26 protein-coding genes and 1 tRNA gene are annotated in these 22,305 nt (G+C 66.8%); 22 read left to right on the top strand and 5 right to left on the bottom strand.

Features of this window, described 5'->3' with window-relative positions; translation table 11 throughout:
* Nucleotides 1-40: 40 nt before the first annotated feature.
* The gene (locus ACWED2_RS38415) at nucleotides 41-628 is read right to left on the bottom strand and encodes a TetR/AcrR family transcriptional regulator (protein WP_449695431.1); all 588 of its coding nucleotides are present in this window, start codon (nucleotides 626-628) and stop codon (nucleotides 41-43) included.
* A gap of 124 nt (nucleotides 629-752) precedes the next feature.
* Here ACWED2_RS38415 and ACWED2_RS38410 point away from each other — a divergent pair, with 124 nt between their 5' ends.
* From ACWED2_RS38410 to ACWED2_RS38390, 5 genes are all read left to right on the top strand, one after another.
* The gene (locus ACWED2_RS38410; protein ID WP_449695430.1) at nucleotides 753-1,208 is read left to right on the top strand and encodes a GreA/GreB family elongation factor; all 456 of its coding nucleotides are present in this window, start codon (nucleotides 753-755) and stop codon (nucleotides 1,206-1,208) included.
* 148 nt (nucleotides 1,209-1,356) lie between these two features.
* Nucleotides 1,357-1,860 (top strand): hypothetical protein, encoded by a 504-nt coding sequence (locus ACWED2_RS38405; RefSeq protein WP_449695429.1) that lies wholly within the window; start codon nucleotides 1,357-1,359, stop codon nucleotides 1,858-1,860.
* A gap of 5 nt (nucleotides 1,861-1,865) precedes the next feature.
* Nucleotides 1,866-2,579 carry a hypothetical protein gene (locus ACWED2_RS38400; RefSeq protein ID WP_449695428.1) on the top strand — a complete coding sequence of 238 codons (714 nt, stop codon included), beginning with the start codon at nucleotides 1,866-1,868 and terminating at the stop codon, nucleotides 2,577-2,579.
* 1,019 nt (nucleotides 2,580-3,598) lie between these two features.
* On the top strand, nucleotides 3,599-4,738 hold the full coding sequence (locus ACWED2_RS38395; RefSeq protein ID WP_449695427.1) for an ImmA/IrrE family metallo-endopeptidase: 1,140 nt from the start codon (nucleotides 3,599-3,601) through the stop codon (nucleotides 4,736-4,738).
* A 9-nt stretch (nucleotides 4,739-4,747) separates the two neighbouring features.
* Nucleotides 4,748-5,086, top strand: coding sequence for a hypothetical protein (locus ACWED2_RS38390; RefSeq protein WP_449695426.1), 339 nt, complete (start codon nucleotides 4,748-4,750; stop codon nucleotides 5,084-5,086).
* A gap of 95 nt (nucleotides 5,087-5,181) precedes the next feature.
* Here ACWED2_RS38390 and ACWED2_RS38385 read toward each other — a convergent pair whose 3' ends face one another.
* The gene (locus tag ACWED2_RS38385; RefSeq protein ID WP_449695425.1) at nucleotides 5,182-6,333 is read right to left on the bottom strand and encodes a helix-turn-helix domain-containing protein; all 1,152 of its coding nucleotides are present in this window, start codon (nucleotides 6,331-6,333) and stop codon (nucleotides 5,182-5,184) included.
* A gap of 112 nt (nucleotides 6,334-6,445) precedes the next feature.
* Here ACWED2_RS38385 and ACWED2_RS38380 point away from each other — a divergent pair, with 112 nt between their 5' ends.
* The 6 genes from ACWED2_RS38380 to ACWED2_RS38355 all read left to right on the top strand — a co-directional run bounded on the left by ACWED2_RS38380 (nucleotide 6,446) and on the right by ACWED2_RS38355 (nucleotide 9,205).
* Nucleotides 6,446-6,646: a hypothetical protein gene (locus tag ACWED2_RS38380; protein ID WP_449695424.1), complete on the top strand. Its 201-nt coding sequence runs from the start codon at nucleotides 6,446-6,448 to the stop codon at nucleotides 6,644-6,646.
* A complete protein-coding gene (locus ACWED2_RS38375) occupies nucleotides 6,643-6,840 on the top strand; it encodes a hypothetical protein (protein WP_449695423.1) in 198 nt (65 codons plus the stop codon). Before ACWED2_RS38380 ends, ACWED2_RS38375 begins: the two co-directional genes overlap by 4 nt.
* A complete protein-coding gene (locus ACWED2_RS38370) occupies nucleotides 6,837-7,133 on the top strand; it encodes a hypothetical protein (protein ID WP_449695422.1) in 297 nt (98 codons plus the stop codon). Before ACWED2_RS38375 ends, ACWED2_RS38370 begins: the two co-directional genes overlap by 4 nt.
* 49 nt (nucleotides 7,134-7,182) lie before the next feature.
* Nucleotides 7,183-7,386 (top strand): hypothetical protein, encoded by a 204-nt coding sequence (locus ACWED2_RS38365; protein WP_449695421.1) that lies wholly within the window; start codon nucleotides 7,183-7,185, stop codon nucleotides 7,384-7,386.
* Entirely contained in the window at nucleotides 7,383-8,180 is a 798-nt protein-coding gene (locus ACWED2_RS38360; RefSeq protein WP_449695420.1) for a helix-turn-helix domain-containing protein, read from the top strand. The genes ACWED2_RS38365 and ACWED2_RS38360 overlap by 4 nt, the downstream gene beginning before the upstream one ends.
* Nucleotides 8,181-8,308: 128 nt before the next feature.
* The gene (locus ACWED2_RS38355; protein ID WP_449695419.1) at nucleotides 8,309-9,205 is read left to right on the top strand and encodes a phosphotransferase enzyme family protein; all 897 of its coding nucleotides are present in this window, start codon (nucleotides 8,309-8,311) and stop codon (nucleotides 9,203-9,205) included.
* On the opposite strand, the gene ACWED2_RS38350 is transcribed toward ACWED2_RS38355, so the two are convergent.
* On the bottom strand, nucleotides 9,164-10,534 hold the full coding sequence (locus tag ACWED2_RS38350) for a hypothetical protein (RefSeq protein WP_449695418.1): 1,371 nt from the start codon (nucleotides 10,532-10,534) through the stop codon (nucleotides 9,164-9,166). The genes ACWED2_RS38355 and ACWED2_RS38350 overlap by 42 nt on opposite strands.
* A gap of 230 nt (nucleotides 10,535-10,764) precedes the next feature.
* Between ACWED2_RS38350 and ACWED2_RS38345 the strand changes: the two genes are divergently transcribed.
* Nucleotides 10,765-10,965 (top strand): hypothetical protein, encoded by a 201-nt coding sequence (locus tag ACWED2_RS38345; protein WP_449695417.1) that lies wholly within the window; start codon nucleotides 10,765-10,767, stop codon nucleotides 10,963-10,965.
* Here the strand turns inward: ACWED2_RS38345 and ACWED2_RS38340 are convergent.
* Nucleotides 10,962-11,315, bottom strand: coding sequence for a GntR family transcriptional regulator (locus tag ACWED2_RS38340; RefSeq protein ID WP_103351026.1), 354 nt, complete (start codon nucleotides 11,313-11,315; stop codon nucleotides 10,962-10,964). The two genes, ACWED2_RS38345 and ACWED2_RS38340, sit on opposite strands and share 4 nt — an antisense overlap.
* 142 nt (nucleotides 11,316-11,457) lie before the next feature.
* Here ACWED2_RS38340 and ACWED2_RS38335 point away from each other — a divergent pair, with 142 nt between their 5' ends.
* The 9 genes from ACWED2_RS38335 to ACWED2_RS38295 all read left to right on the top strand — a co-directional run bounded on the left by ACWED2_RS38335 (nucleotide 11,458) and on the right by ACWED2_RS38295 (nucleotide 20,050).
* On the top strand, nucleotides 11,458-11,691 hold the full coding sequence (locus tag ACWED2_RS38335) for a hypothetical protein (RefSeq protein ID WP_449695416.1): 234 nt from the start codon (nucleotides 11,458-11,460) through the stop codon (nucleotides 11,689-11,691).
* 91 nt (nucleotides 11,692-11,782) lie between these two features.
* The gene (locus ACWED2_RS38330) at nucleotides 11,783-12,571 is read left to right on the top strand and encodes an ABC transporter permease (RefSeq protein ID WP_449695415.1); all 789 of its coding nucleotides are present in this window, start codon (nucleotides 11,783-11,785) and stop codon (nucleotides 12,569-12,571) included.
* Nucleotides 12,571-14,742, top strand: a complete 2,172-nt coding sequence (locus tag ACWED2_RS38325; RefSeq protein ID WP_449695414.1) for a cell division protein FtsK — start codon at nucleotides 12,571-12,573, stop codon at nucleotides 14,740-14,742. Before ACWED2_RS38330 ends, ACWED2_RS38325 begins: the two co-directional genes overlap by 1 nt.
* Nucleotides 14,743-14,880: 138 nt before the next feature.
* A complete protein-coding gene (locus ACWED2_RS38320; RefSeq protein ID WP_449695413.1) occupies nucleotides 14,881-15,165 on the top strand; it encodes a hypothetical protein in 285 nt (94 codons plus the stop codon).
* Nucleotides 15,166-15,192: 27 nt separating this feature from the next.
* Nucleotides 15,193-15,723 carry a hypothetical protein gene (locus ACWED2_RS38315; RefSeq protein ID WP_449695412.1) on the top strand — a complete coding sequence of 177 codons (531 nt, stop codon included), beginning with the start codon at nucleotides 15,193-15,195 and terminating at the stop codon, nucleotides 15,721-15,723.
* The gene (locus tag ACWED2_RS38310; RefSeq protein ID WP_449695411.1) at nucleotides 15,723-17,276 is read left to right on the top strand and encodes a DUF3631 domain-containing protein; all 1,554 of its coding nucleotides are present in this window, start codon (nucleotides 15,723-15,725) and stop codon (nucleotides 17,274-17,276) included. The genes ACWED2_RS38315 and ACWED2_RS38310 overlap by 1 nt, the downstream gene beginning before the upstream one ends.
* Nucleotides 17,276-17,506 carry a helix-turn-helix domain-containing protein gene (locus ACWED2_RS38305; protein WP_449695410.1) on the top strand — a complete coding sequence of 77 codons (231 nt, stop codon included), beginning with the start codon at nucleotides 17,276-17,278 and terminating at the stop codon, nucleotides 17,504-17,506. Before ACWED2_RS38310 ends, ACWED2_RS38305 begins: the two co-directional genes overlap by 1 nt.
* The gene (locus ACWED2_RS38300) at nucleotides 17,490-18,695 is read left to right on the top strand and encodes a site-specific integrase (protein ID WP_449695409.1); all 1,206 of its coding nucleotides are present in this window, start codon (nucleotides 17,490-17,492) and stop codon (nucleotides 18,693-18,695) included. The genes ACWED2_RS38305 and ACWED2_RS38300 overlap by 17 nt, the downstream gene beginning before the upstream one ends.
* A 1,010-nt stretch (nucleotides 18,696-19,705) precedes the next feature.
* The gene (locus ACWED2_RS38295; RefSeq protein WP_449695408.1) at nucleotides 19,706-20,050 is read left to right on the top strand and encodes a hypothetical protein; all 345 of its coding nucleotides are present in this window, start codon (nucleotides 19,706-19,708) and stop codon (nucleotides 20,048-20,050) included.
* A gap of 378 nt (nucleotides 20,051-20,428) precedes the next feature.
* On the opposite strand, the gene ACWED2_RS38290 is transcribed toward ACWED2_RS38295, so the two are convergent.
* Nucleotides 20,429-20,502, bottom strand: a tRNA-Thr gene (locus ACWED2_RS38290).
* Nucleotides 20,503-20,636: 134 nt separating this feature from the next.
* On the opposite strand from ACWED2_RS38290, the gene ACWED2_RS38285 reads away from it, so the two are divergent.
* Nucleotides 20,637-22,304 carry a hypothetical protein gene (locus ACWED2_RS38285; protein ID WP_449695407.1) on the top strand — a complete coding sequence of 556 codons (1,668 nt, stop codon included), beginning with the start codon at nucleotides 20,637-20,639 and terminating at the stop codon, nucleotides 22,302-22,304.
* The last annotated feature ends 1 nt before the right edge of the window (nucleotide 22,305 follow it).

Here is a 22,305-nt window from a genome sequence, read left to right as displayed (position 1 = left end):
TAGGGCGCAATCCGGAGCAGTACGGATCTATTGGCGGTTTCTACCCGTAGTTCGCGAAGCAGAGGGCCTCGATGTCGGCACGCAGCGTGGCGAACGGCCGCGGGCGCACCCGCTGCTGGACGACGGTGCCCAGCAGGTACGACAGGAGCGCGCGGGCCCGGGCCCGCGGGTCGTCGACGTCGAGCGGGGCGAGGAGCTCGGCGAGCAGTTCGGTGAGCGAGGTGAGCATGACGTCGATGGCCTGCGGGTGCTGCGCGCGTCCGGCGGCGATCCAGTACTCGAACCAGAGGAAGGCGGCGTTCGGGTTCGCGGCGAAGACGCCCAGGTACTCCTCGAGGACGGCGAAGAGCCGCTCGCGGGGTTCCTCGTGCTTCGCGGCGACCTCGCGCAGGCCCGCGGCGAAGGCGGTGATGTGCGCCGCCATCGCCCGGTCGATGAGGACGTCGATGTCGGCGAAGTAGTAGTGGATCGCGCTCTTGGTGAGCGGGCCGGCGTCGGCGATGGCCCGGACGGTGCACCCCGCGAGCCCGTCGCGGGCGAGGACGAGGCGGGCGGCTTCGACGATCTGTTCCTGCTTGGCCAGCTGGTTCGGCGAGAGCCGCTCGCTGCGGCCGGGGACTGCGCTCACGGTGATTCTCGTTACCTTCTTACTGGACGCCGGACCCCAAACCCTAGGGCAGACGTCCTGTGGGTGGCTTTCGGGTGAAAAACCGGATTGGCCACCCCGCTCCGCGCAGCGGACAATGCCCGGCATGGTGATCTCAGGGGACAAGGGGCTCAGCCCGGCTGCGCGCAGCCAGCTGGAGAAGGAAATCGCGAACCTGCGCGCGCAGCGGGAGGCTCTGGCGCCGCAACCCGGCGAGCAGGAACGCACCGGCGACGCGGCGGACCAGGCGGACGTGATCGACCGGGCGGAGGCCGCGGCCCGGCTCGACCGCCAGATCGCCGACCTGGCGGCCAAGATGGAACACGGCGGCTACGGCAACAGCCAGCTCCCGGACGGCACGGTGGTCACCCTGCGCTTCTCCGACGGAGACGAAGAGACGTTCCAGGTGGTGACAGTCCCGGGCGAGGACGCGGACGCGATCACGTCCGACAGCCCCCTGGGCCTGGCCCTGGTCGGCGCAAAGGCGGGCGACGAGATCACCTATCGAACCCCCCGCGGCGACGCCAAGGCCACGGTGGTGAAGCTGACCCCGCCGAAGTGACAACGCTTCCGGAAGCCGCCTCCCGCCGCGGGGGCGGCTTCCGCTCTCCGAGTGGTGAACTCCCCACGCGGAGCACAACCGACACCACAATTGATCACCCAGAGTGGCAGCCTGTAACGCAGCGAAGTGAGCCCGCGATCGATGTCACATGCTCAACGAGCTCATCCAGGTACAGAACGGCCATGCCGTCCTCGCGAATTCGGTCACCAAGGTGGCGAAGGCGCTCAACCCGCTGGGCCCCGCGGCCGAGATCGTCGCCACCGTCGGAGCGTGCGCGGTGGAGATCGGCCGTTTCCGCATCCAGAAGGAGCAGTTGCAGGCCCGCCACGACACCGCCACGAAGCTCATCCGCACCCGGCAGGGCGTGATCGTCGCTCTCTTCGACGCCCGCATGCGCGACGGCGCCCGCATCAACGTGTCGCTGGCAGAACTGCACCGCAGTTACCGCCGGATGGTCGACCACGCCTGTGACCTGCGCTTGTCGTCCGAAGAGCGGATCGCGACCCAGGGCACCCTGCAGGTCCTGTCCGGCCAGATCATCGGCCACCACGCCGACAGCGGGAACACGCTGGTCCGGCTCAGCGACTCGCTTTCGGTCGGCGACACGAAGACCGCGATCGCGGCTTGGCGCAGCCTCGAAACCCGCCGCTGACGACGATGCAGAAAACGCTCGGCTGTCTGATGGGCGCGTTGTTCGCCCTCGTCCTGCTCTCGTCCGTCATCGAAGCCGTCTTCCGGCTGCTCGCCAACGAATGGCCGTACCTGGTTCCCGTCGTGGGGATTCTGCTGGCGGCCGACCTGGTGTTCCGGCGCCGCCGTCGGCATTCCGCCGAGCAGGCGGAAATGGCGACGATCACCAAGCAGGTCGCCGAGGTCGAGCGGCTGCGGAAGCGCTCCGCCAAGGCGGTCCGCGTGCTCGAAGCCGATCGCATCGTGCTGCAGCGCAAGGCCCAGGAGCTGGAACAGCTGCGCCGGACAACGCGCGGCGAGGTCAACTTCCAGCTGCTGACCCAGCGCCACCACGCATCCCGCCTGCTGGCGGACGAGTGGCACGGGCACAAACACCAGGCGATCGGCTCGAAGCGCGAACTCGCGGCCGGCGTCCGCAAGCTGGAACGCCACCTGGCGGACGCCGCCCGCGGCACCGCGCGCCTGCGCCGCCACGCGGAATCGACCCGCACAACGGTCCGCACCCTGTCCGGCGGGCTCGGCCAGGTACAGCAGGAGATCGACCGCAGCGACCGCGAACTGACCCGCTTCAACCAGGCAACGGGCAAGCTGCGCGACCACATCCGCGACAGCTGCGGCCGCCGAGGCACCCGCTGGTACGACGACCTCCAGGAACGCACCCGTCAACGAGCGAACCGCTGAAGGACTTCGACCGGGCAGTTCTCCGCACCGCCCGAATCGGGATGGGCGACGGCCGGAATCCCCGCGTCGGGTGAACCTGCGGAACTTTCTCCGCCCACCGGCCAGGCGTCTTAGACACTCACTTTGTCACCCACCAGACGAGTCAGGCCCCATCCGAGGTGTCTCGGATGGGGCCTGACCTGCGGAGCCGCCTAGGGGAATCGAACCCCTGACCTATTCATTACGAGCGGAATTCGTCACTTCTTGACCATGGTCGCAGGGCTCCGACCTGTACGTTCGAAGTCTCCAGGCGTCCGTGGACGTCCGTCGCTTGCCGTCTTGATTGACCCTCACTTCGACACTCAGCCAACGCCTACGAGGCGGGCGCAGATGCGCCCCACTCCCAGCGGGGCAGCACACAACGCGCCCCCTGCTCACTCGCCGATCCGAGCACCGGCCATCCGCCGATGTCGCGAGTCCCGTGCCTTGTCCTCTCCCCGGCCGGCCTCCTCCAGTTCAATGCGGGTTGCAGCGAGTCGAGCAGTACTACGTAAGTCAGCGCAGCCCTCCATTCGGGCGAGGAGCCGGAGCGCGTCGATGAGGACGCGGGTGCGTGCTTGTGAGCCGGGGCACTACTAGGGGTAAGTACTGGGTGGTACGGAGTGATTGTCAGGCGGTTGGTCAGGCCATGTCGATCACCACGACCATGCGGGACAGTTTGCCTCGGCAGCACAGTTCGCGACTCGCCGGACGCCGTCTTCGAGCAGCACTCTCTTCGGTCCGGGCTTCGCGGTCAGCTTCCACCTCCACGGGTCGACGACTGGCTACTGCGTAAGCACGCGAACTTGATCCCCACCAGGCGGTTCAGCGAGGGCAAGTGAGTTTCACGCTGCCTGTAACCAAATGTGTACGTCGAACGACTTACCAGCAACGCCCGTCACAGGAGGCACAGCAACGAAATCACACTCATACGCGCTCACCTATGGCAATGCACTTGGCGCGATCAGGCATCCTCGCAAACCTGCACCCCCAGGAGTTCGATGAAATCGAAAAAGAAAAGGAGAGGGTCCACCTTTATCGACGTCGACTGTTTCACCTGGGGACCTCCGGACGACGTCTCTCCTCGTCATTCCATTCGCCGAGGCAATACACCCAGATCACCTCTGGTCGAATTCAGCATCCTCCATTACCTCTTGCGTTCACAATTGATTCTAGGCTTAGACTACCCGAAGGAAGGGTTGCCTGCTTATCGCGAGTTTAGCGAAGCTTGCGCACTCGAAGCTCGGCAACTCTTAAGCACCTGGGAGAGCGTGCCTAACCCAGGCTGGCTGGGAGACTTCCGACAGAATCTAAAGCTGTCAGGAGTGGTCGATTCACACAAAGTCGACGATATCGGCTTTTCGTTCATACTTTCCCCGAAGATCCAGGCTTACAGCTTTCCCTCGGAGCAATTAATCGAGGTTTCAGCCACCTCCCTGGTTCACCTAAGGACGGTCAACCTGCTCTTGTGCACTGCAGCAGGACAACTACACCAGGCCACAGGAACACTCGGCGAAGAAAGAAAGCCTGATGAAGTATGGGACACGGAAGGATGGCTTGAAGGTGAAAACTTTGTAGATTTCTTTCTTCCACATTTGTTCGCACTATATTTCCCGAACGTCAATTACAGTTCCCTGCCAATCCCGAGAACGCCGGACGCCGACATCCTCATGCGCGCGAAGGTTGGCGCCTTCGCGCAAATGGATTTCATGTTGGCACACGAGTGCGCCCACCTATTCCTTCACGGGGACAAGAAGCCCAGCGGCGAACTCGAACAGGAAGCCGACAGGTTTGCATTCGAACTGTGCCTGGACGACGAGAACTTCTGGAAGAACGATCAAGGAACCTTCTTCACCTTCGTTCGATGGTTCTTCCTCTACCTGGCACTCGATAGAATCATCGGGGCAGTTCTATCTCACTACGATATAGACTGGGTTGACCTCCCAATACGCAACCGTGACCGATGGCTAATTGATCGAGTTCCCGACATCAAGTTCGCATCTTCGCAAGATCGCGACTGTCAATTTCTGGGCGACCTCGTACTTTTCCAAGCCAAGGCTAAGCTATACGAACGAGGCGCCGACTGGATCCGGTCAGCCGCCAAAGAGTTTCAGAAAAAGCACTGCTTTCCAGGAGCTTAGGAGCACCAAATGCACAAACAGTTCAATCTAATTCTGGACGTGGACACCCTGTCCGACGGCACGGCGCAGAACCAGGAGAAAGTTCTCGTAGACCGCCCCGATCTGCGGATTGAAGTCCTCGACCAAGAGACCGGCCACGGCTTCGGCCTCGCCGAAATCGTTACTGTAACCGTGTTGATCGGGACTAATGTGACATCGGATCTCGCTGCCTCGTATATCCGTGATGGCATTAAGGCTGTCATCAGACGAGTTAAAGGCCCAAACAGGGAGACAGATGGAAATCAAGAGTCAATCTCAAAGCTGATCGAAGCCGAACGTAAGATTGATGATGAGGAAGGAGATCGGTAGAATACTGTAGTTCGAACACATTTGCATATTCGTTACAAGTGGACGGCGAATTGCAACCTAGCTATGGACAGCGGGCGAACTAATCTGCGGTCGCTCTAGGCGGTCTTGATCAGCCCCATCCGGTCGGCCATGCCGCGGACCTCGCGGGCCACACCTTCGCGCCGAGCTCGGGCAAGCATCGTGGAGATGATTTCCCGGACGAACGGGTTCGTCCGGGTCCGGATGCGCCCCAGCTTCTCGGCCTGGACAAGGAGCGCAAGCACCTCCTCATCGGGCCTGCGGATGCCGTAGAGGGCGCGGGCGTGCTCGATCAGGAATGTGGTGCGGCGTGAGTCGATGGTGAGCTCGGCCGGGTCAACGGTGGCGGCGAGCCGGGCGGCTTCGGCGTGGTCGCCACGTTCGAGGGCCGATGAGATGCGCCAGAGCACGACGTTGGCCGGGCTGAACAGCAGGAAGTTCCGGTTGCCGTACTCGACGTGCTCAGCCAGGCCGGCGGCCTCGTCAAGCGCTGCGGTTGCGTCGCCGCCCAGGACGGATTCGGTGTAGCCGGTGGTGAGGGTAAGCGCGCCGCGGACGTCGTAGGCGTCGGCCGGCACGTAGTCCAGGGCGCGTTCGGCGAGCTTGGATGCCCGCTTGTGTGCGCCGAGGCCGGACAGGGCCTGCGTACGCGCGAACTCGGCGAGGGCGATCCAGCCGGGTTCGCCGAGTCGCTGCGCTGCCTCGTGGCCGCGGTCGGCGGCGATCCAGGCCAGCTCGAACGCGCCGAGGCCCTTCGTGAGGAGGGCCGTGGTGTGGGTGGCGGTGACGAGCGAGCGGAGTGCGTCTGGCTTGTCGACGTGGGTGTGCAGGGCCAGCAGCAGTTCGGGGAGCCGGGCGCCGACCTCGGCGTCCTGGTTCGCCTGCCGCAGGGCTGCGACCAGCTGCGTCTCGGACAGCAACTGCGCGAGGTCGCCGATCGGCGGCTCGGTGCCGTCGAGGTCAGTGCTCAGCAGGGCGTCGCGGATAGCAGGGATGGCGGAGTCTGCCTGCGGGTCGCGGATCTCCAGCCCGTCGCCGGTGATGTCGGAGAGGCTGACGCGGAGCGCGCCGGCGATCGCGACCAGGGTTGAGCGCTTGTCGATCGCCGTGCGCTCGTTCTCGATCTTGGACAGGTAGCCCTTCGAGAGGCCGGACAGGCCGGCGAGCTGTTCGAGGGACAGACCACGCCAACGGCGAAGCCGGCGGATCGTGATGCCGATCGAGTCCATGCGCCTCAGGGTACAGACTTGGGTTTCCCAGCAGGAAACGTTTGTGACCTGCATCTTTGTACGGTCACTAACTATGCGTGATCGACGACGTACGCGACAAAGCACCGAGGGTGTGGACCAGCTCGGCGGTCCGGCGCACGTCGAGGTCGAGGTACGGGATGACGACCGGATCGCGCTGACCAGCTCGACGCCCCCAGGCGAACCGATCCTGTTCACCGCCGAGGCGGCCGCGCAACTTCGGAACCAGCTGGGTGACGCCCTGACTGTCTCGTTGCGCGACGCTCGCACAGCTCGGGGGTGCAAGGCGCCATGACCGCGGAGCACTTCGACGACCGACCGACGTTCCGGTGTGGCGCGTCGCTGTTCAACTCGGGTGGTCAGCGGCTCAACGAGATCGATCTTGATACCTACCGGCATCCGACGAAGCACGCGGACATGACCGACGCCGACTGGGAGCAGGCCGCCGCCGCGGTCCGGGCGTTCGACGTCGAGCGAGGACTTCGATGACCGCGTTGGACGACTGGCCGATCACCGACGCCGACTCGCGCCGGGACTTCTGGGAGTGGCACGAGTTCACTGGGGGCGACGGGTGGGCTCACCTGTACCTGCACTCGCAGATGGCCAACCCGCGGCTCGTCATGCTGTTGCCCTGGTGCCTGACCGACGTCCGGTTCCCGCTGGAGCACGACCGCCCCAGCATCAGCCGCCACCGGGTGATCCCCAGGCCGGGCCGGGTCTGTCCCGTCTGTGCGGCCCAGAACGAGCATCGGCGGATCGGGGTGCCACGTGCACGCTCGTGATCGCGAGTTGCTCGCCGCGCTCTCGAAGGTCAACTCCAAAATCGGAAGCGTGACGGTCGAGCTGCTGACCCTCCAGCCGGACGACGCAGCCTACGCCGCCGGCCTGCGCACCCTCGGCCGCCAACTCGTCCACATCGGCGTTGCCCTCACCCGCCGCGCCGGCGAACTGGACGGGACCGAACTCGATCCATCTGCCCTGCTCAATGGCCCCGACACAGAAACCCACGACCGAACGGAGCGGTCTGAACCGTGACCGAAACTGCCCTCCGACCAGCCGTCATCGCCCTGGCCGGCGGCCTGCGCGAGGCCCGAACCCGGCGCGGCATCGGCCTGCGCCGACTCGCCGACATGATCGGCATCTACCCCGCCGTGCTGTCGAGCTTCGAACTCGGCCAACGAGCGCCACAGGACACGATCGTGGCCCACATCCTCGGGGTCCTGCGAGCACCACAACACGTGCGCGAACACCTCATCGACCTGGCCCGCCGGTCCCACGATCGCGACTTGATCGACCGCACCGGACGCGCTGAGAACTACCTACGCACCGCCTTCGAACAGCGATCCACCCGCGTGACCGAGTGGTCGCCGACGCTCATCCCCGAGGTCCTGCAGACCACCGAGTACGCCCGCGCCTCGCGCGACACCGGCCTGCTCGACCCGGAGGCCGCCGACGTGGGCTGTCTTCTCCGGACCGCACGTCAGCTCGCCCTGTCCGACGAACCGGGCCCACCGCACACCTTCCTGATCGGCGAAGTCGCCACCCGGCCCGACGCTTGCACCCCTGATGTCCTCCGCGACCAGTTCGACCACCTACGCACCTGGGCGAGAAAGCCGCGGATCGGCGTGCGGATCGTCCCCGCCGCCGACTGCCCACCCGGGCTGGTCGAGCCGTTCACCCTCTACGAACGCCGCGTCGGCGCCCTCGCCGTCGCACTGCGCCACCACCACGGAGTCGCCATGTACTCCACCCACCAAGCCGCCTTGACGACCTACGAGAACGCCGCCCGAGCACTACAACGCCACGCCACGGAGAACGCGTGGCCCTAAGCCCCCGGTCGGCGCGTCCTGTCCTCCCTCCAGGCGGCGCGCCGGCTGGGCCTCACCGCCCAGATTCGCCGAGCACACGTTCCTACCGAAGCTCTAGCCTGGCCAAGGCACCCCGATAGAGGAGTCTGATGACATCGACGAAGGCTTTCACGACGGAGCGGACACAAGCTGTCTTCGAGGCAGCGTGCGCCTTCGCCGGGCTGGATGCCACCGGCGCGAAACGAGTCCGGTTCGGGGAGAACGCCATCTACCGCCTGGCCGACAGCTCCGCCGTGGTCCGCGTCGGCCGCTCCATCCCAGCCGCCACAAAGGAAGTGCTCGTCGCCGGGTGGCTCGCCGAGAACCAGTTCCCCGCCGCGACGGTGCTCGACGGCAACGAACAGCCCTTCGTCGAGGACGGTCTACCCGTCACCTTCTGGAACTGCCTAGAAGAGGATGACACGCCGATCACCCCGGCGGAGTTCGGAAAACTGCTGCGTGACCTGCACGCCCTCCCCCACCCGACGGACTTCCGCTTGCCGGCCTTCTCCCCGATGCCGAAGGTCGAACCGCGCCTTCAAGCCCTGAAGGGCAAGCTCCCCGAAGCTGACCTGGATTTTCTACGCGACCGGTACGAGGAACTCTCCGAGAAGTTCCAAGAGCTTGAGTTCCCGCTGCCCGCCGGCCCGGTACACGGCGACGCGCACCCCGGAAACGTCATGCGCTCCCCCGACGGGACGCTGAACCTGATCGACTTCGAGGACTTCGCCTACGGACCGCGCGAATGGGACGCGGCCGTACTCTCCGTCCGGCACCAGGCGTTCGGCTGGGCCTCCGAAGCCGAATATCACTCGTACACGGCGGCCTACGGCTTCGATCCGATCGCGTGGCCGGGCTTCCCCGTGCTCAGGGCCACGCGAGAGCTCAACATGACCATGTGGCTCTCGCAAACGGTCGACGAGTCCGCCGAGGTGAAAGCCGAGGTCGAGAAGCGGATCAGCGACCTACGCGACGACCAGGCGCCCCGACACTGGAAGGTTTTCTGACGGCAGGTGGATGTTGGCGAAGTCGAGGAATTCCTTCACCAACGGGTCGCCGGCATGCCCGCCCAACCGTCCGCGGAAGTCGTCGAGATACGAGATCACCCGGAACGACTTAAGCTTCGCCGCGGTCTCGATGACCGACCTGGCCACGTCCAACGCCTCTTCGAGGTTCCCGCCTTGCAGGTGCGACGTGGCCAGCACGGTCCGGCAGAACGAAAGGCTGCGGACGTAAGTCGACTCCGAAGCCGCGATCGACGCGGCCGCGTGGTGGTTGGCCAACTCGGCGTTCCCGATGTCGCGGAAGCAGTGCGCGAACTCGGCGTGTAGCTCGGCTTCGTCGAAGTAGTGGATCCACTCGGGGTCGTTCTCCCGGATGCCCTGGCAGTGCCACCGTTCAGCCGTGAGCAGCGCGGCCGTGACGTCCTCTGCCCTGCCAAGCGACGCAAGCGCCCTCGCTTCCATCGCGTGGAACAGCGCCATCGTGGTCGGAGTGGCGTAGCCGTTCGCGCCCTTGTACGCCGCTCGCGCCAGGTCGACCGCCCACTGGAAGTGCCCAAGGAAGTTCGCCTGGTGGGACATGCCCGCGAGGATTCGGCCGCAAAGCGCCTTGTCGCCGGCCGCCTTCGCCAGGCGGAACGCCTGCGTCAGGTACCGCTGCGCGAGACCGTGCGCGCCCGTGTCGTATGCCGTCCAGCCTGCGAGCCGCGTTAGAGCAGCGACCTCCCGGAAGTACTCGCGGCCGATCGGGTCCTGCGGGGACACGTGCCTGATGTTCGGCAAGATCTCCTGGTCGAGGAACGAGGCGACGAGCGACTTCGGCCGGCCGCCGCCGTACTTGTAGTCGAAGCTGCTGAACATCGCGGTTGCCTCGCGAACCGCCTCGACGTCCACGACGGTGATCGAGCGCGGTTCGGTCGGCGGCCGCGATCCTTCGGTGTCCGAGTCGGTCAGCCACCGAATGACCAGCCCGCTCCAAGCCTCCGGCACCACGGACAACGGACCAACCCGCTTCGGCGTCCGGAGCTCGAGTTCGGTGATCGCTCCCAACGCGACCAGGCTGTGAGCGATCTCCTCCGGATACTCCAAGCCGACGTCATCCGGAGTGGTCTCCGACGCCGTGGCGAAGCCGATCTCTTCGAGGCCGACGGGCCGGCCGAGCAATTCGCCGAGGACGCCGGCGATCAGCTGACAGGTGCGCGGGTGCGGCTTCGTGCCGTCGAGCCAGCGCTTGACCGACACGTGGTCCGCGCTGACCAGCTCGCCGCCGTCTCTCTGGCTGCGTTCGCGCACCCGGCGGGCGAACCCCTTGTTCGTCGCCCCCGCCTGTCGCATAACCGCAGCTAGAAGTGCGTTCGGCTGCTTCCCCTTGTCGACCACCGGTACCTCCGAAGGTCATTAAAGCACCCCCCGTGCACCCCCCACGTGCAAAAACGCACCCCCGCGTGCACACTGCTGCACCCCTGCATCCGCGCGGTTTCCTGAGTGCATCAGCGACAACGCCGAATCGAAAACCTCGATTCGGATCGGCCTCCAGGCCCGTCGCAGAACGAAAGGAGACCGTGATGGCGAAGAACAACTTCCCGGTTATGAAGAGCGGGGGCGGCCTGGTCGGAAAGGCGATCGGCCTGGTCATCGGGCTCGCGATCGTCGTGCTGATCGTCAAGTACCCGGCCGACTCGGCGAGCTGGGCAAGCGGAGCCGCACACGGCGTCGGCGTCGTAATCGACGGCGTCGTGCAGTTCCTCCGCGCCCTGTTCGGCTAGCGCTCCCCCAGCTTCCGCTCGATCTCGCCGAGACGCTTCCTGATCTCGGCAATGGCCTGCCAGACCCGCTCGTCTCCCGAGGCCTCGGAACGAACCGCGGAGTCACCCTCGGCCGGCTGGGTTCGGACGAACGAGCCCTTGCCGTGCCGGATCACCACCAGGCCCTCTTCCCTGAGGTGGGCAACGGCGCTCTTGGCCGTGTTCACCGCGACGCCCCAGGAATCGGCCAGTTCCTGGTAGGTCGGCAGTTGCGCTCCCGGGGCGTACTCCCCCGACAGGATCGCGGCCCGGAGACCGCCGGCTACTTGCAAGAACGGTGCACGCGGGTCGTCCGGGTTCAGGGATGCCATACCACCAGCGTAGGCCAAGTCAGTTGGCTAAGTCAGTTCTCCCATGTCAGTTGACAGAGTTAATAGACAGGACTTACGTTGGTCTCGGCCGCCGCCGGCCGCTCCCGAGCGGGAGACCTACGAATCGTTGGAGTTCACACCAATGGATGACCTCATCCCTTTGCCCAGCTACGCCCCGGACGGCCTGACCGAGTCGGACATCGACGCGATGATCGCCGAGTACTTCGTGACGGCTCACGAGCAGGAAACGGTGAGTACCAGCCTGGCGCCGAGCACGGACCGGGCCGCCACGCATCGACACGTCCGGCGCATCAGCCGCCAGACCATCAACTCGGCTCTCCGGGGCCGGTCGGACAGCCCAGGCGCGGCTGCTTGAAGCCGCCCCGGCCCGGCGCACGGAACCGCCAAGAACCACCCGCCGGACCGGGCTTCTCCCAACCACTTCCAAACCAGTCAGGAGAACACCCATGGTAGGGCTCGACACGCCCACGAACACCCGAAGCGCGTACCCGCCTTCGGTCACCGACCTGCTGCCCCGTGTCCGCGAGTTCGCCGCAGACCTGGGTGAGCGCCCCTCCCGGAACCGGATCATGACCGAGTTCAAGGTGGGTGCGCCGAAGGCCCGCGCCATCCTCGCCGCGCTGAACGAGGAGGCCGACACCAAGCCCGTGCGGAAGCTGCACGCGGTGACGGAACCCGCAGAGGTCAAGGAACCGAATCAGGAGTCCGATACCTCGGACGACCCAGCCTCGGATGACGCAGAGCCGCAGGTCAACGTCACCGCAGACCCGGGCGCGACGCCGGAGAAGGTGCGGCGGATCAAGCTGTGGCCGGTGCTCCTCCTGGCCCTGCCGGCGTTCGTCGCCGTCTGGAGCGGCTGGGTCGGTCTCGGCAGGCTGACCGGGTTCGGCCCGATCCAGCTCCTGCCGGGAATCTGGGACCACCTGACGATCAACTCGGCGATAACACTCCCGATCGGGGTCGAGACCTACGCGGCGTTCGCCCTGCGGGTCTGGCTGTCCCCGGCGACCCGAACTCACCAAGTCCGAAGCTTCGCGAAGTGGTCGGCCCTGGGCTCGCTCGTCCTCGGGATGGTCGGCCAGGTCGCCTACCACCTGATGTCCGCCGCGAACGTCGAACGCGCTCCCTGGCCGGTGACCACGCTCGTCTCCTGCCTGCCGGTGGTCGTCCTCGGCTGCGGCGCTGCCCTCGCACACCTCGTACGCGACACCACCGACCAGGAGGTGAACGACTGATGAGCACCACCAACGAACCGCACGGCGGCCGCGTGATCGCGTTCCCCAGCACAGCCCCCGTCGAGGCCGACCCGTTCGTCATCGACGCCGAGTCCGGCGACGAGGCCGCGGAGCAGTCGCCGGCTGTCCCCGTCGACCGCTCGGTCACGGATGGCTCGTCGTGGCTGGACCGCCTCCGCTCGCAGAACCGCCAGGCGATCATCCCCAGCTACCTCAAATCCACGGCCGACGCGAAAGACGCCGCGAAGTGGGTGGGGAAGCACTACGCCCACAAGGCCGGCTACCACGCGGCGCGGTCCCCGCTCTACGCGCTTCGACTCGCGGTGCGCTCCCCTCGGGGCCTTCTCCTCCTGCTGGCAGCAACCGGACGGTACGTGACCGACGCCGAAGGGCGTCCGGCCCGTTCGGAGACGGCTACGGCGGATAAGGCCGACCTCTACCTGAAGCTGTCGCAGCAGCGTGACCGGCGAGTCGTGCTACGCCTGATTCAGCTCGGTCTCGTGTCGACGGTCGGCCTGGTCCTGGTGTTCACGCTGCCGAACGTCCTGCCGGAGTGGGTGCTCTGGGCCTGCGGCGCCATCGCGGTAGGACTGCTGGGAAAGCTCGGGTCCACCCGGGACAACCCGGTGGTGTCGTCTCGCGCCGTCCTGTCCACTCAGGTCCAGAAGCTCACGAGTGACAACGTCGTTCAAGCGCTGTCGGTGCTCGGCGTCGCCGGCATCAACCAGGCTCTCGCCAAGAACCCGAACGCGATCGGTTTCACGGCGCCGATCACCCGCGACGGCCCCGGCTGGCGCGCCGACGTCGACCTTCCGCCGGGCGTCACGGTGTCCGAAGTGGTCGAGCGGCGCGCGAAGCTCGCGTCCGGCCTCGGCCGTCCCCTCGGCTGCGTCTGGCCGGAGGGCAACGCCGAGGTTCACCCCGGGCGGATGGTCCTGTGGGTCGGTGACCAGGACCTCTCCAAGTCGCGACAGGCCGCCTGGCCGCTGCGGAAGCCCGGCACTGTCGACCTGTTCAAGCCTCAGCCGTTCGGCACCGACCAGCGCGGCCGGTGGGTGGACATCACCCTGATGTTCATCTCGATGGTCATCGGCGCGATCCCGCGCATGGGCAAGACATTCACCCTGCGAGAGCTGCTGCTGATTGCCGCGCTGGACCCGCGGGCCGAGCTGCACTCGTTCGACCTCAAGGGAACCGGCGACCTCTCGCCGCTGGCGCCGGTGTCGCATCGGTACCGCGCCGGCGACGAGCCGGAAGACATCGCGTACGCCGTCGCCGACCTGCGTGCGCTCGCCGACGAGCTGCGGCGGCGCGCGAAGGTGATCCGGGAGCTGCCCAAGGACCTGTGCCCGGAGAACAAGGTTACGCCTGAGCTGGCCGACAAGAAGTCCCTCGGCCTGCACCCGATCGTGATCGGTGTCGACGAGTGTCAGAAGTGGTTCGAGCACCCGGAGTACGGCGCGGAGATCGAGGAGGTCTGCACCGACCTTGTGAAGCGCGGCCCGGCGCTGGGCATCGTGATCATCCTGGCGACGCAGCGGCCGGACGCGAAGAGCATTCCGACCGCGATCAGCGACAACGCGGTGATGCGGTTCTGCCTCAAGGTCACCGGCCAGCAGGCCAACGACATGGTGCTCGGCACCTCGTCGTACCGGAACGGCATCCGGGCCACCACGCTGTCCTTTCGGGACAAGGGCATCGGATACCTGGCCGGCGAAGGCGACGAACCGCGCATCACCCGCGGCGTGTACATCGACGGCCCGGACGCCGAGAAGATCGCGGCCCGCGCACGAACCGCGCGGCTGGCGGCCGGACGGCTGACCGGCTACGCCGCCGGCCTCGACCTCACGCCCGAGGACGACGAGGACACGAGCACGTTGCTCGCCGACGTGCTGACCGCGATCGGCGACGCCGAGAAGGCGTGGTCGGAGCGGATCGTTGACCGGCTCGCCGAGCTGCGGCCGGCGGTCTACGGCCCGTGGGCCGAACTACCCACCGGGGCGGCGAAGGCAACCCAGCTGTCGACCGCGCTGAAGCCGCTCGGGATCACCACCAAGCAGGTGTGGGGCACCGACGTCGACACCGGCAAGGGCGCCAACCGGATGGGCGTCAAGCGCGAATGGATCGCCGATGCACTAACCGAGCGTGATCGGAACCGCAAGAGCGGCTAGCTACCGCAGGGCTCTAGGTCTAGAGCCTCGTCCCTCTAGACCTAGAGCCCTCCCTAGACCACCACAACACCGCTGATCAGCGCCCTACCACCTAGAGGCGCGGGCCAAGTGCGGCCAAAAACAGCCCCGGAGGCTCCGTTGAACCCCCTCAGCAACCCGACCATCCTGCTCCTGACCCTTCTCGCGATTGTCACCCTTGGTTACTCCTGGTCGTGCGCGGTCTACCCGTACAAGCCGTGCCGCTCCTGCCGGGGCTTCGGCGCTTTCCGCTCGCCGCTGCTCCGCGCGATCCGGCTCTGCCGCCGCTGTGGCGGCACCGGCCGCACGCTCCGCGCCGGCCGCCGCGCCTACAACTCCGGCCTCCGCGCTCGTCGGTCGTACCGCGATCTCCGCGACCGCGACCGCCGCGACAACAGCCGCTGACGCGCAGCTCAATCGAAAGGCCACCCCATGAAGACCACATTGCTCGACCCCGAGCGTCAGTTCCTGGGCTGCGTGATGCAGGTCCGGCTGACCGGGGCCCGCCGGCTGCTCGCCGGCATGCGCGCCGACGACTTTGGCTCGCCGATCGCCGCCCACGTTCTCCAGCTGGTCATCGAGCTGACCGGCGCGGGCCACACACCGACCCCGATGGCCGTGATGGACCACGCCCGCGAGAGGACGGCGACCGAACCGCGGTCCGGCGGCGCGCACCGCCTGCACAGCCTCGGCCTCTGGATCGTCGAGACGTACACCGACGGCCCGCTCCTGCCGCCGCCGTACTACGGCGCCTGGCTGAAAGCCGTCGTGCTCAAGGACGCGTACCGCCGCGCCGTCCGAGAGCACGCGGCGCGCCTGGTGCAGGCCGTCGAAGACGACTCGCCGACCGACCTCCTCCGCAACCAGCTCGACGACACCGAGCGCCTTGACGACCTGTGGCGGCGCTACCGCCAGGCCGGAGGCGACGACGAACTGACCGCGCGTCTGGAGGTGGCCGCCTGATGTCCGGATTCGACGACACCTTGTCCGTGATCGACTTCGTGATCTCCGACGAACCTGCACCGAACTGCCAGCAATGCGGCCGGCCACGCGGTGACTCGCCGTCTGGCGACTTCTGCTCGGAGAACTGTCAGCGCGTCTGGCGCGGCCGCCACATCGCGGCCACGCCCGCTGAGGACGGCGGCACCCACCCGAGCGAGCTGCCCGAGGTCGCACCGGTCAACCCGCTCACGTGGCTCGGCCCGGCTCCGGCCGGTGCCTTCACGAAGCCCGGTCACGAGGTCCTCGACGCCGTCGTGACGTTCGTGTCGCGGTTCTCCGCCTTCGCCAACGAGCACGCCGCGCCGACGCTCGCGCTCTGGTACGCCCACACCCACGTGGCCGAGCGGCTGTACGTCACGCCGAGGCTGATCCTCGACTCGGCTGAGCCGGGGAGCGGCAAGACGCGCGTGCTGGAGGTCGCGCAGTACCTCGTGGCCAAGCCGGAGATGACGATCAGCATCACCCCGGCCGCGATCTTCCGGATGCTCGCCGACGGGCCGATGACGCTGCTCTTCGACGAGATCGACGCAGTCTTCAACCCGAAGACGGGAGGCAACAACGAGGACCTCCGCGCGCTGCTCAACGCGGGCTACAAGCGGTCGGCGACGGTGACGCGGTGCGTCGGCGACGCCAAGAGCATGAACGTGACCCGGTTCCCGGTCTACGCGCCGGTCGCGCTCGCCGGGATCGCCGGCGGCATGCCGGACACGATCACCACCCGGGCGATCACCGTACACATGCGCAAGCGCCGGTTCGACGAAGTCGTCGAAGAGTTCATCGAAGAGGACGTCGAGCGCGAGTCAGCGCCGGTGCGCGCCGAACTGGCGGACTGGGTCGGACGCGTCGGCGACGACGTGAGCCGCGCACGACCGGAACGCCCGGACGGCGTCCGCGACCGTGCCGCGGAGATCTGGCGGCCGTTGCTGGCGATCGCGGACGCGGCCGGCGGCCATTGGCCGGAGACCGCGCGGCGAGCTTGCCGACACTTCGTGCTCGAAGCGACCGCGCAACCCGTCTCGATCGGTGTCCGGCTGCTGGCCGACGTCCGGCAGATCTTCGCTGCGCAGAACACCGACCGCATGGTGACGGCCGAGCTGATCCGCGAACTGCACGCCATCGAAGACGGCCCGTGGACGGACCTGCAAGGCAAGCCGCTCGACAGCCGCCGCCTGGCGAAGGAACTCGACCGGTACCTGGTCCGGCCGAAAGACCTCAAGGTCAGCGGCAAGACGCTCAAGGGCTACCGCATCGACGGCGACGGCGGACTGGCCGACGCCTGGAGCCGCTATCTACCGCCGCTCGAAACGGGCGCGACCTCCGCAACCAGCGCGACCCCGCAGGTCAACGCCACATCCGGCGTCGCGGAGTCGCCGGGTCCGTCCGCGACCTCCGCAACCCGGGTCGCGGACGGTCGCGGCACCCAACAGCCGCTCGCACCCGTGCTGACCAGGCCGGTCGCGGAGGTCGCGGACGTCGCGCCTGCCAAGCCGGATCACGACCACGAGGGGGACTGATGAACGCCGCACCGATGCCGGTCGCCGTGCCCGAACGGCACCTCTACCGAATCACCGAAGCCATGCGCCTGCTCTCGATGAGCCGCTCGGTCATCTACGAACAGCTCCGCTCCGGGCGTCTGCGCTCGGTCAAGCAAGGCCGCGCCCGACTCGTCCCGGCGGTCGCCATCCAGCAGTACGTCGAGCTGCTCATGAAGGAAGCGGAGGTCGGCTATGGCGAGTCGGCGTAGTCGCGGAGATGGCACGGTCTATTGGTCGGAAAGCCGTCAGCGCTGGATCGCCGAGCTGACGATCGGCTACCGGCCGAACGGGAAGCGCATATACCGCAAGGTCAGCGGCAAGACCAAGACCGAAGCCAAGAACAAGCTCAAGGAGCTGGTTCGCACCGTCGAAGAGGGCGCCACTAACGCGTCGACCAGGTACACGGTCGAGCAAGCGGTCAACGACTGGCTCGTGAGCTACGAACGCGGCGAACGAGATCCCAACACCGTCAAGGCCGTCCGGTCGCTGGTGAACAACCACATCGTGCCCGCGATCGGTGCCCGGCCGCTGGTCAAGCTCGAAGTCGACGACGTCGAAGACTGGCTGGCGGAGAAAGCCGAAGTACTGGTGACCTCGACCCTGCGCAACCTCCGCTCGATCCTGCGCCGAGCGATCAACCGCGCGCAGGTGCGCAAGCGAGTCCGATATAACGTGGTCCTGCTGTGCGACGAGCTACCAGCCGGGAAGGGGACCGGGCGTCCCTCGAAGGCGCTCACGCTCGCTCAGGCCGAAGCGGTGCTCACCGCGGCGGAGTCGTCGCCCATGCGCGCCTACATCGTGGTGTCCCTGCTGACCGGCGCGCGGACCGAGGAGATGCGCCCGCTCACCTGGGACCACGTGGACCTGGTGGGCAAGCCGGACGCGACGCCGGCGATCCCGCCGAACGTGAAGGTGTGGCGTTCGGTCCGCGCCCGCGGCGAGACGAAGACGCGGAAGTCCCGGCGGACGCTTGCGCTGCCCGAGCGGGCCGTCAAGGCGCTGGAGGCGCACCGAGTGGCCCAGCAGGCGGTCAAGGCGGTCGCGGGCGACGACTGGCGCGAACACGGGATCGTGTTCGCAACCAACGTCGGCACCGAGCGGGACGTCAACAACGTCCGGCGGGACTTCCGCCGGGTGATCAAGGCGGCCGGGCTCAACCCGGCTCAATGGACGCCCCGGGAGCTGCGGCACAGCTTCGTCTCGATCCTTTCGGACGGCGGAATGCCGATCGAGGAGATCTCGCGGCTGGTCGGGCACAGCAGCACCGCCGTCACGGAGCTGGTCTACCGGAAGCAGATCCGGCCGGTAGTCGAGTCCGGCGCGACCGCGATGGACCGGCTCTTCCCCGCGACGGACGAATCTGCGGAACTTCCTCCGACCACCAATCAAGCGTCGTAGCCATCCGCGCGGGGAGCCAGGCCCCGCCCGAGCAATCGGCGGGGCCCGACCTCGTCATACGGCTCAAAACAGGAACCAAGTGATTCGCCCTTCAAGCGCTCCTGCCGGTCTGGGAGCACGTTGCGGAGGCGTTCTAGCGCGAGGACTACTCGGCCGCAATCAGCTGGCTCTATGCCGAGGAGTACGACCGCTTGCCGGCGAACTCTGCGCCACCGGAGCACTCATAGCCTGGCCCGGCGCGTGCTCCTCGACCTTTGACCTGGCATCGATCACGGGCGCCACCGGTCACACTCGATCACTATGCAGCATGACCTGCGTGAACGCAGGCGCCTTCATCAATGCCGACCGCTGACAGGCAAGCCCTATCGAGCGTTGATTACTGGCGAAATACCGGCGCAGACGTTGACCAGATCGCGGGCAACCCGAGGCCTCGAAGCACCGAGGCCGTCGTCGCCAGCCACCTACACACCCACATGAGTGCGACGCGGACAAGACCCACCACAAGATGTGAGACATATCACTCGAACGGATGTACTTGTTTCTCCGTACTAGCCCATAGGGCTTCGAACGCTAGTGATCGATCTTCGTGACCCCTACACTACCGTGGGTAAGGTTAAGAGCGACTAACAAAGCCCGGCAGTGTACTTCCCCTGAGCGCCATCTCAAAGGGTGGACACGCGCACGAATGAGTGAAGTTGTGCAACCGATACGTCCTTTCGGGTGATCTCAGGCATAATCGAAAACAAGGCCTACGCGTCCAACGACCTATTGCCGACACACCGAAGGGATGGCAGCTCGTTGGGCGGCATCAAGGACGAGATCAACGACCTACTGGACGACCTACGAAGTCAAGGCTGGCGAACGACAAAGGGGCAGAGGTACTGGAAGTGCTGGTGTCCGTGCGAGAAGAAGCACTGGAAGACCGTGCACCTCACACCCTCCGACCCTAGATACATGAAGAACCTTCGGGGACAGTTGAAGCGAACGACCTGCTGGAAGGAGGGTGGAAGATGACGCGGTACTACGTTGAGATAGGATGCACAGTTCGAAGTGCGTCGGGGGACCTTGAAGATCACTTCAGCGAAGTGATGGATGCGCTCCTTGAGGAGCCAGGCGCGGTTGACCCCGACATCTCCGCTGAGCTGGCCACAGGAAACATCGCGCTTGCCATGAGCGTGGACGCAGAGACCGACCGCGGCGCCTTGGAGAGGGCGCTTGTCATTGCTCGGTCTGCGATCCACAAGGCTGGTGGCTTCACTCCAGACTGGCCCGACCGCCCCCACGAAGGCAAGTTCTTCGTGACCGCAGATGGCTTCGACGCACGAGTTCGACCAACCGGGGTCAACGCCTGCTGAGTCCGCAACGAGCCCGCACCTCCTCCAGGACCGAGGGTGGTGCGGGTTTGTCGTATTGAGACCTACCTCAAGTGTGGGTCCTGCGCGTCTCCAGTGGACCGCCTCGAACGGTGCTGGCACTGGGTGACTGCCAGAGGCAAGAGCCGGGCGTCGTTGCGCGCGGGCAGGACAGCGACGGCGGGGTGGGCGGCAGAGGGCCAGAAGCAGATCCAATCGGTGTCAAGTCGGGCGCGATCGCGATGGTCTGGCTTTCCCCGCGACAGGTGAACCTGCGGAACTTTCCACACCCACCGACCAGCCGTCTTAGACCCTCAGTTAGACCCTCACCAGACGAGTCAGGCCCCATCCGAAGACTTTCGGATGGGGCCTGACCTGCGGAGCCGCCTAGGGGAATCGAACCCCTGACCTATTCATTACGAGTGAATCGCTCTGGCCGACTGAGCTAAGGCGGCATGTCTCCGGCTCGCGCTGGCGACGATAGCAAGTGTAGCGGAGGCTGGGCGCGTCACTTTCCGGGGGGACCGTCGTTAGGGCCCTATGACGCCGGTCTCACCCCCCGGTCTACCCCACTTGGAGGCTCTGGCACATGCGGCGAAGACTGCCCCGCTCGGCGGCCCTGCCGGCGGCTGCTGCGTTGCTCCTGCTCAGCGCGGCGCCGGCGAATGCCGATCCGGTCTATCCGACGACGCCGATTCCGCAGCCGGCGCATCCGGGGCAGGCGCCGATCTCCGCGCCGATCGGGCCGCAGCCGCTGGGGCAGGCCGTGGGGGATGCCGGGACCGCTCTCGGGATCATCCGGTTGCTGCCCAACGCCGTGCCGACGAACACCATCCTGCCCGGGTTCGGGCAGACGCTGCCGAAGCAGTCGGCGCTCGAGGCCGGGATGGGCCTGTCGAGCGCGTCGGCGAACTCGGACGCCTACCTGAGCTACGAGAAGGCCATCGCGCAGGCCTCGCCGTTCGGGTTGTCGATCGGCGGGAACGCGCCGCAGACGCCGGGCAGCGTCGTGCAGACCGCCTTGCCGGACAACCCGCAGCCGATCAGCGGTGGGCTCAACGCGCCGCCGAACCCGCTGCTCAACGTGGGTCTGCTCAACGGGAGCGCGCACGCGCGGTGGAGCCAGACGCTCGGCCCGTGCGTCGACACCATCGCCGACGCGAGCACGTCGGTGGCCAGCCTGTCGCTGTTGAACGTCGTGCCGTCGATGCCGAACCTCGGGCTGGACGCGCTGAAGCCGAGGCTCGACCCGAACTCGCTGGCGAGCGGCTTCGACCTGACCAAGGGCCTGCAGAGCCTCGGCGGCCTGCTGCAGGGCGGCGGCCAGACCGCCGCGGACGGCAACGGCTCGCTGCTGAGCCTGCCGAACACGCTGTCTTCGCGGTCGCAGGTGAAGCTGGTTGACATCCCGGGTTCGGACAACAAGGCCGTGCAGTCGACCTCGACGCTGCAGGCCGCGGCCATCGAGATCCTCAAGGGCACGCCGCTGGCGCTGAGCATCAAGGTCGTCAGCCAGCCGACGCTCAAGGTGACCTCCACCGGTGACGCGAAGACGTCCAAGGTCGAGTACACCGCGCCGGTGCTGAGCATCGAGGCCGGCGGCAAGGTGCTGTACACGCTCGACGCGGCGCACCCGACGAAGGACATCCCGATCGGGCTGCCGCTGAAGGGGCTGAGCGACCAGTTCGGGCAGGTCGACGACATCCCGGTGGTCGGTGGCCTGGTCTCGACGCTCACCAAGGGCCTCCAGCAGGTCGGCGACACCACGGGCACCGTGCTCGACCTCGGGGTGCTGCGGCTGAGCATCGCCGGGCTCGACCAGAAGTCGGCGAACATGACCACGCCGTTCGCCGGTTACCAGCTGGGCGCGTCGGCGCGGATGTTCGACCTGCAGCTGCTGCCGACGACCAAGCTCAAGAGCCTGCTGCCGGACGACCAGGCGAAGAACCTGCCCTCGTCGCTGGCCCAGCTGTCGCTCGGCGAGCAGATCGCCCGGGCGTACGCGCCGACCGGCGGCGTCGTCTGCGGGACCACCTCGACGCCGCCGCCCGCGGGTGGCGAAGCGCCGAAGGGGCCGGTGAAGAACCTGGCCTACACCGGGGGCGCGTACGACACCGTGCCGCTGTTCTGGACCGGCACCGCGATGCTGCTGCTGGGCGTGGTCATGGTGGCCGCGATGCCAGGCGGACGGCGCCGCCCGCTGGCCGTGGCCGTCGAGGAGAAGCCGTTCAAGCCGTCACCCCGTCCGCGCGAGTGAC

The sequence above is a fragment of the Amycolatopsis sp. NPDC005003 genome (assembly GCF_053600695.1).
The sequence above is the reverse complement of the archived record's forward strand: the minus strand, read 5'-3'. Positions and strand labels throughout refer to the sequence as shown.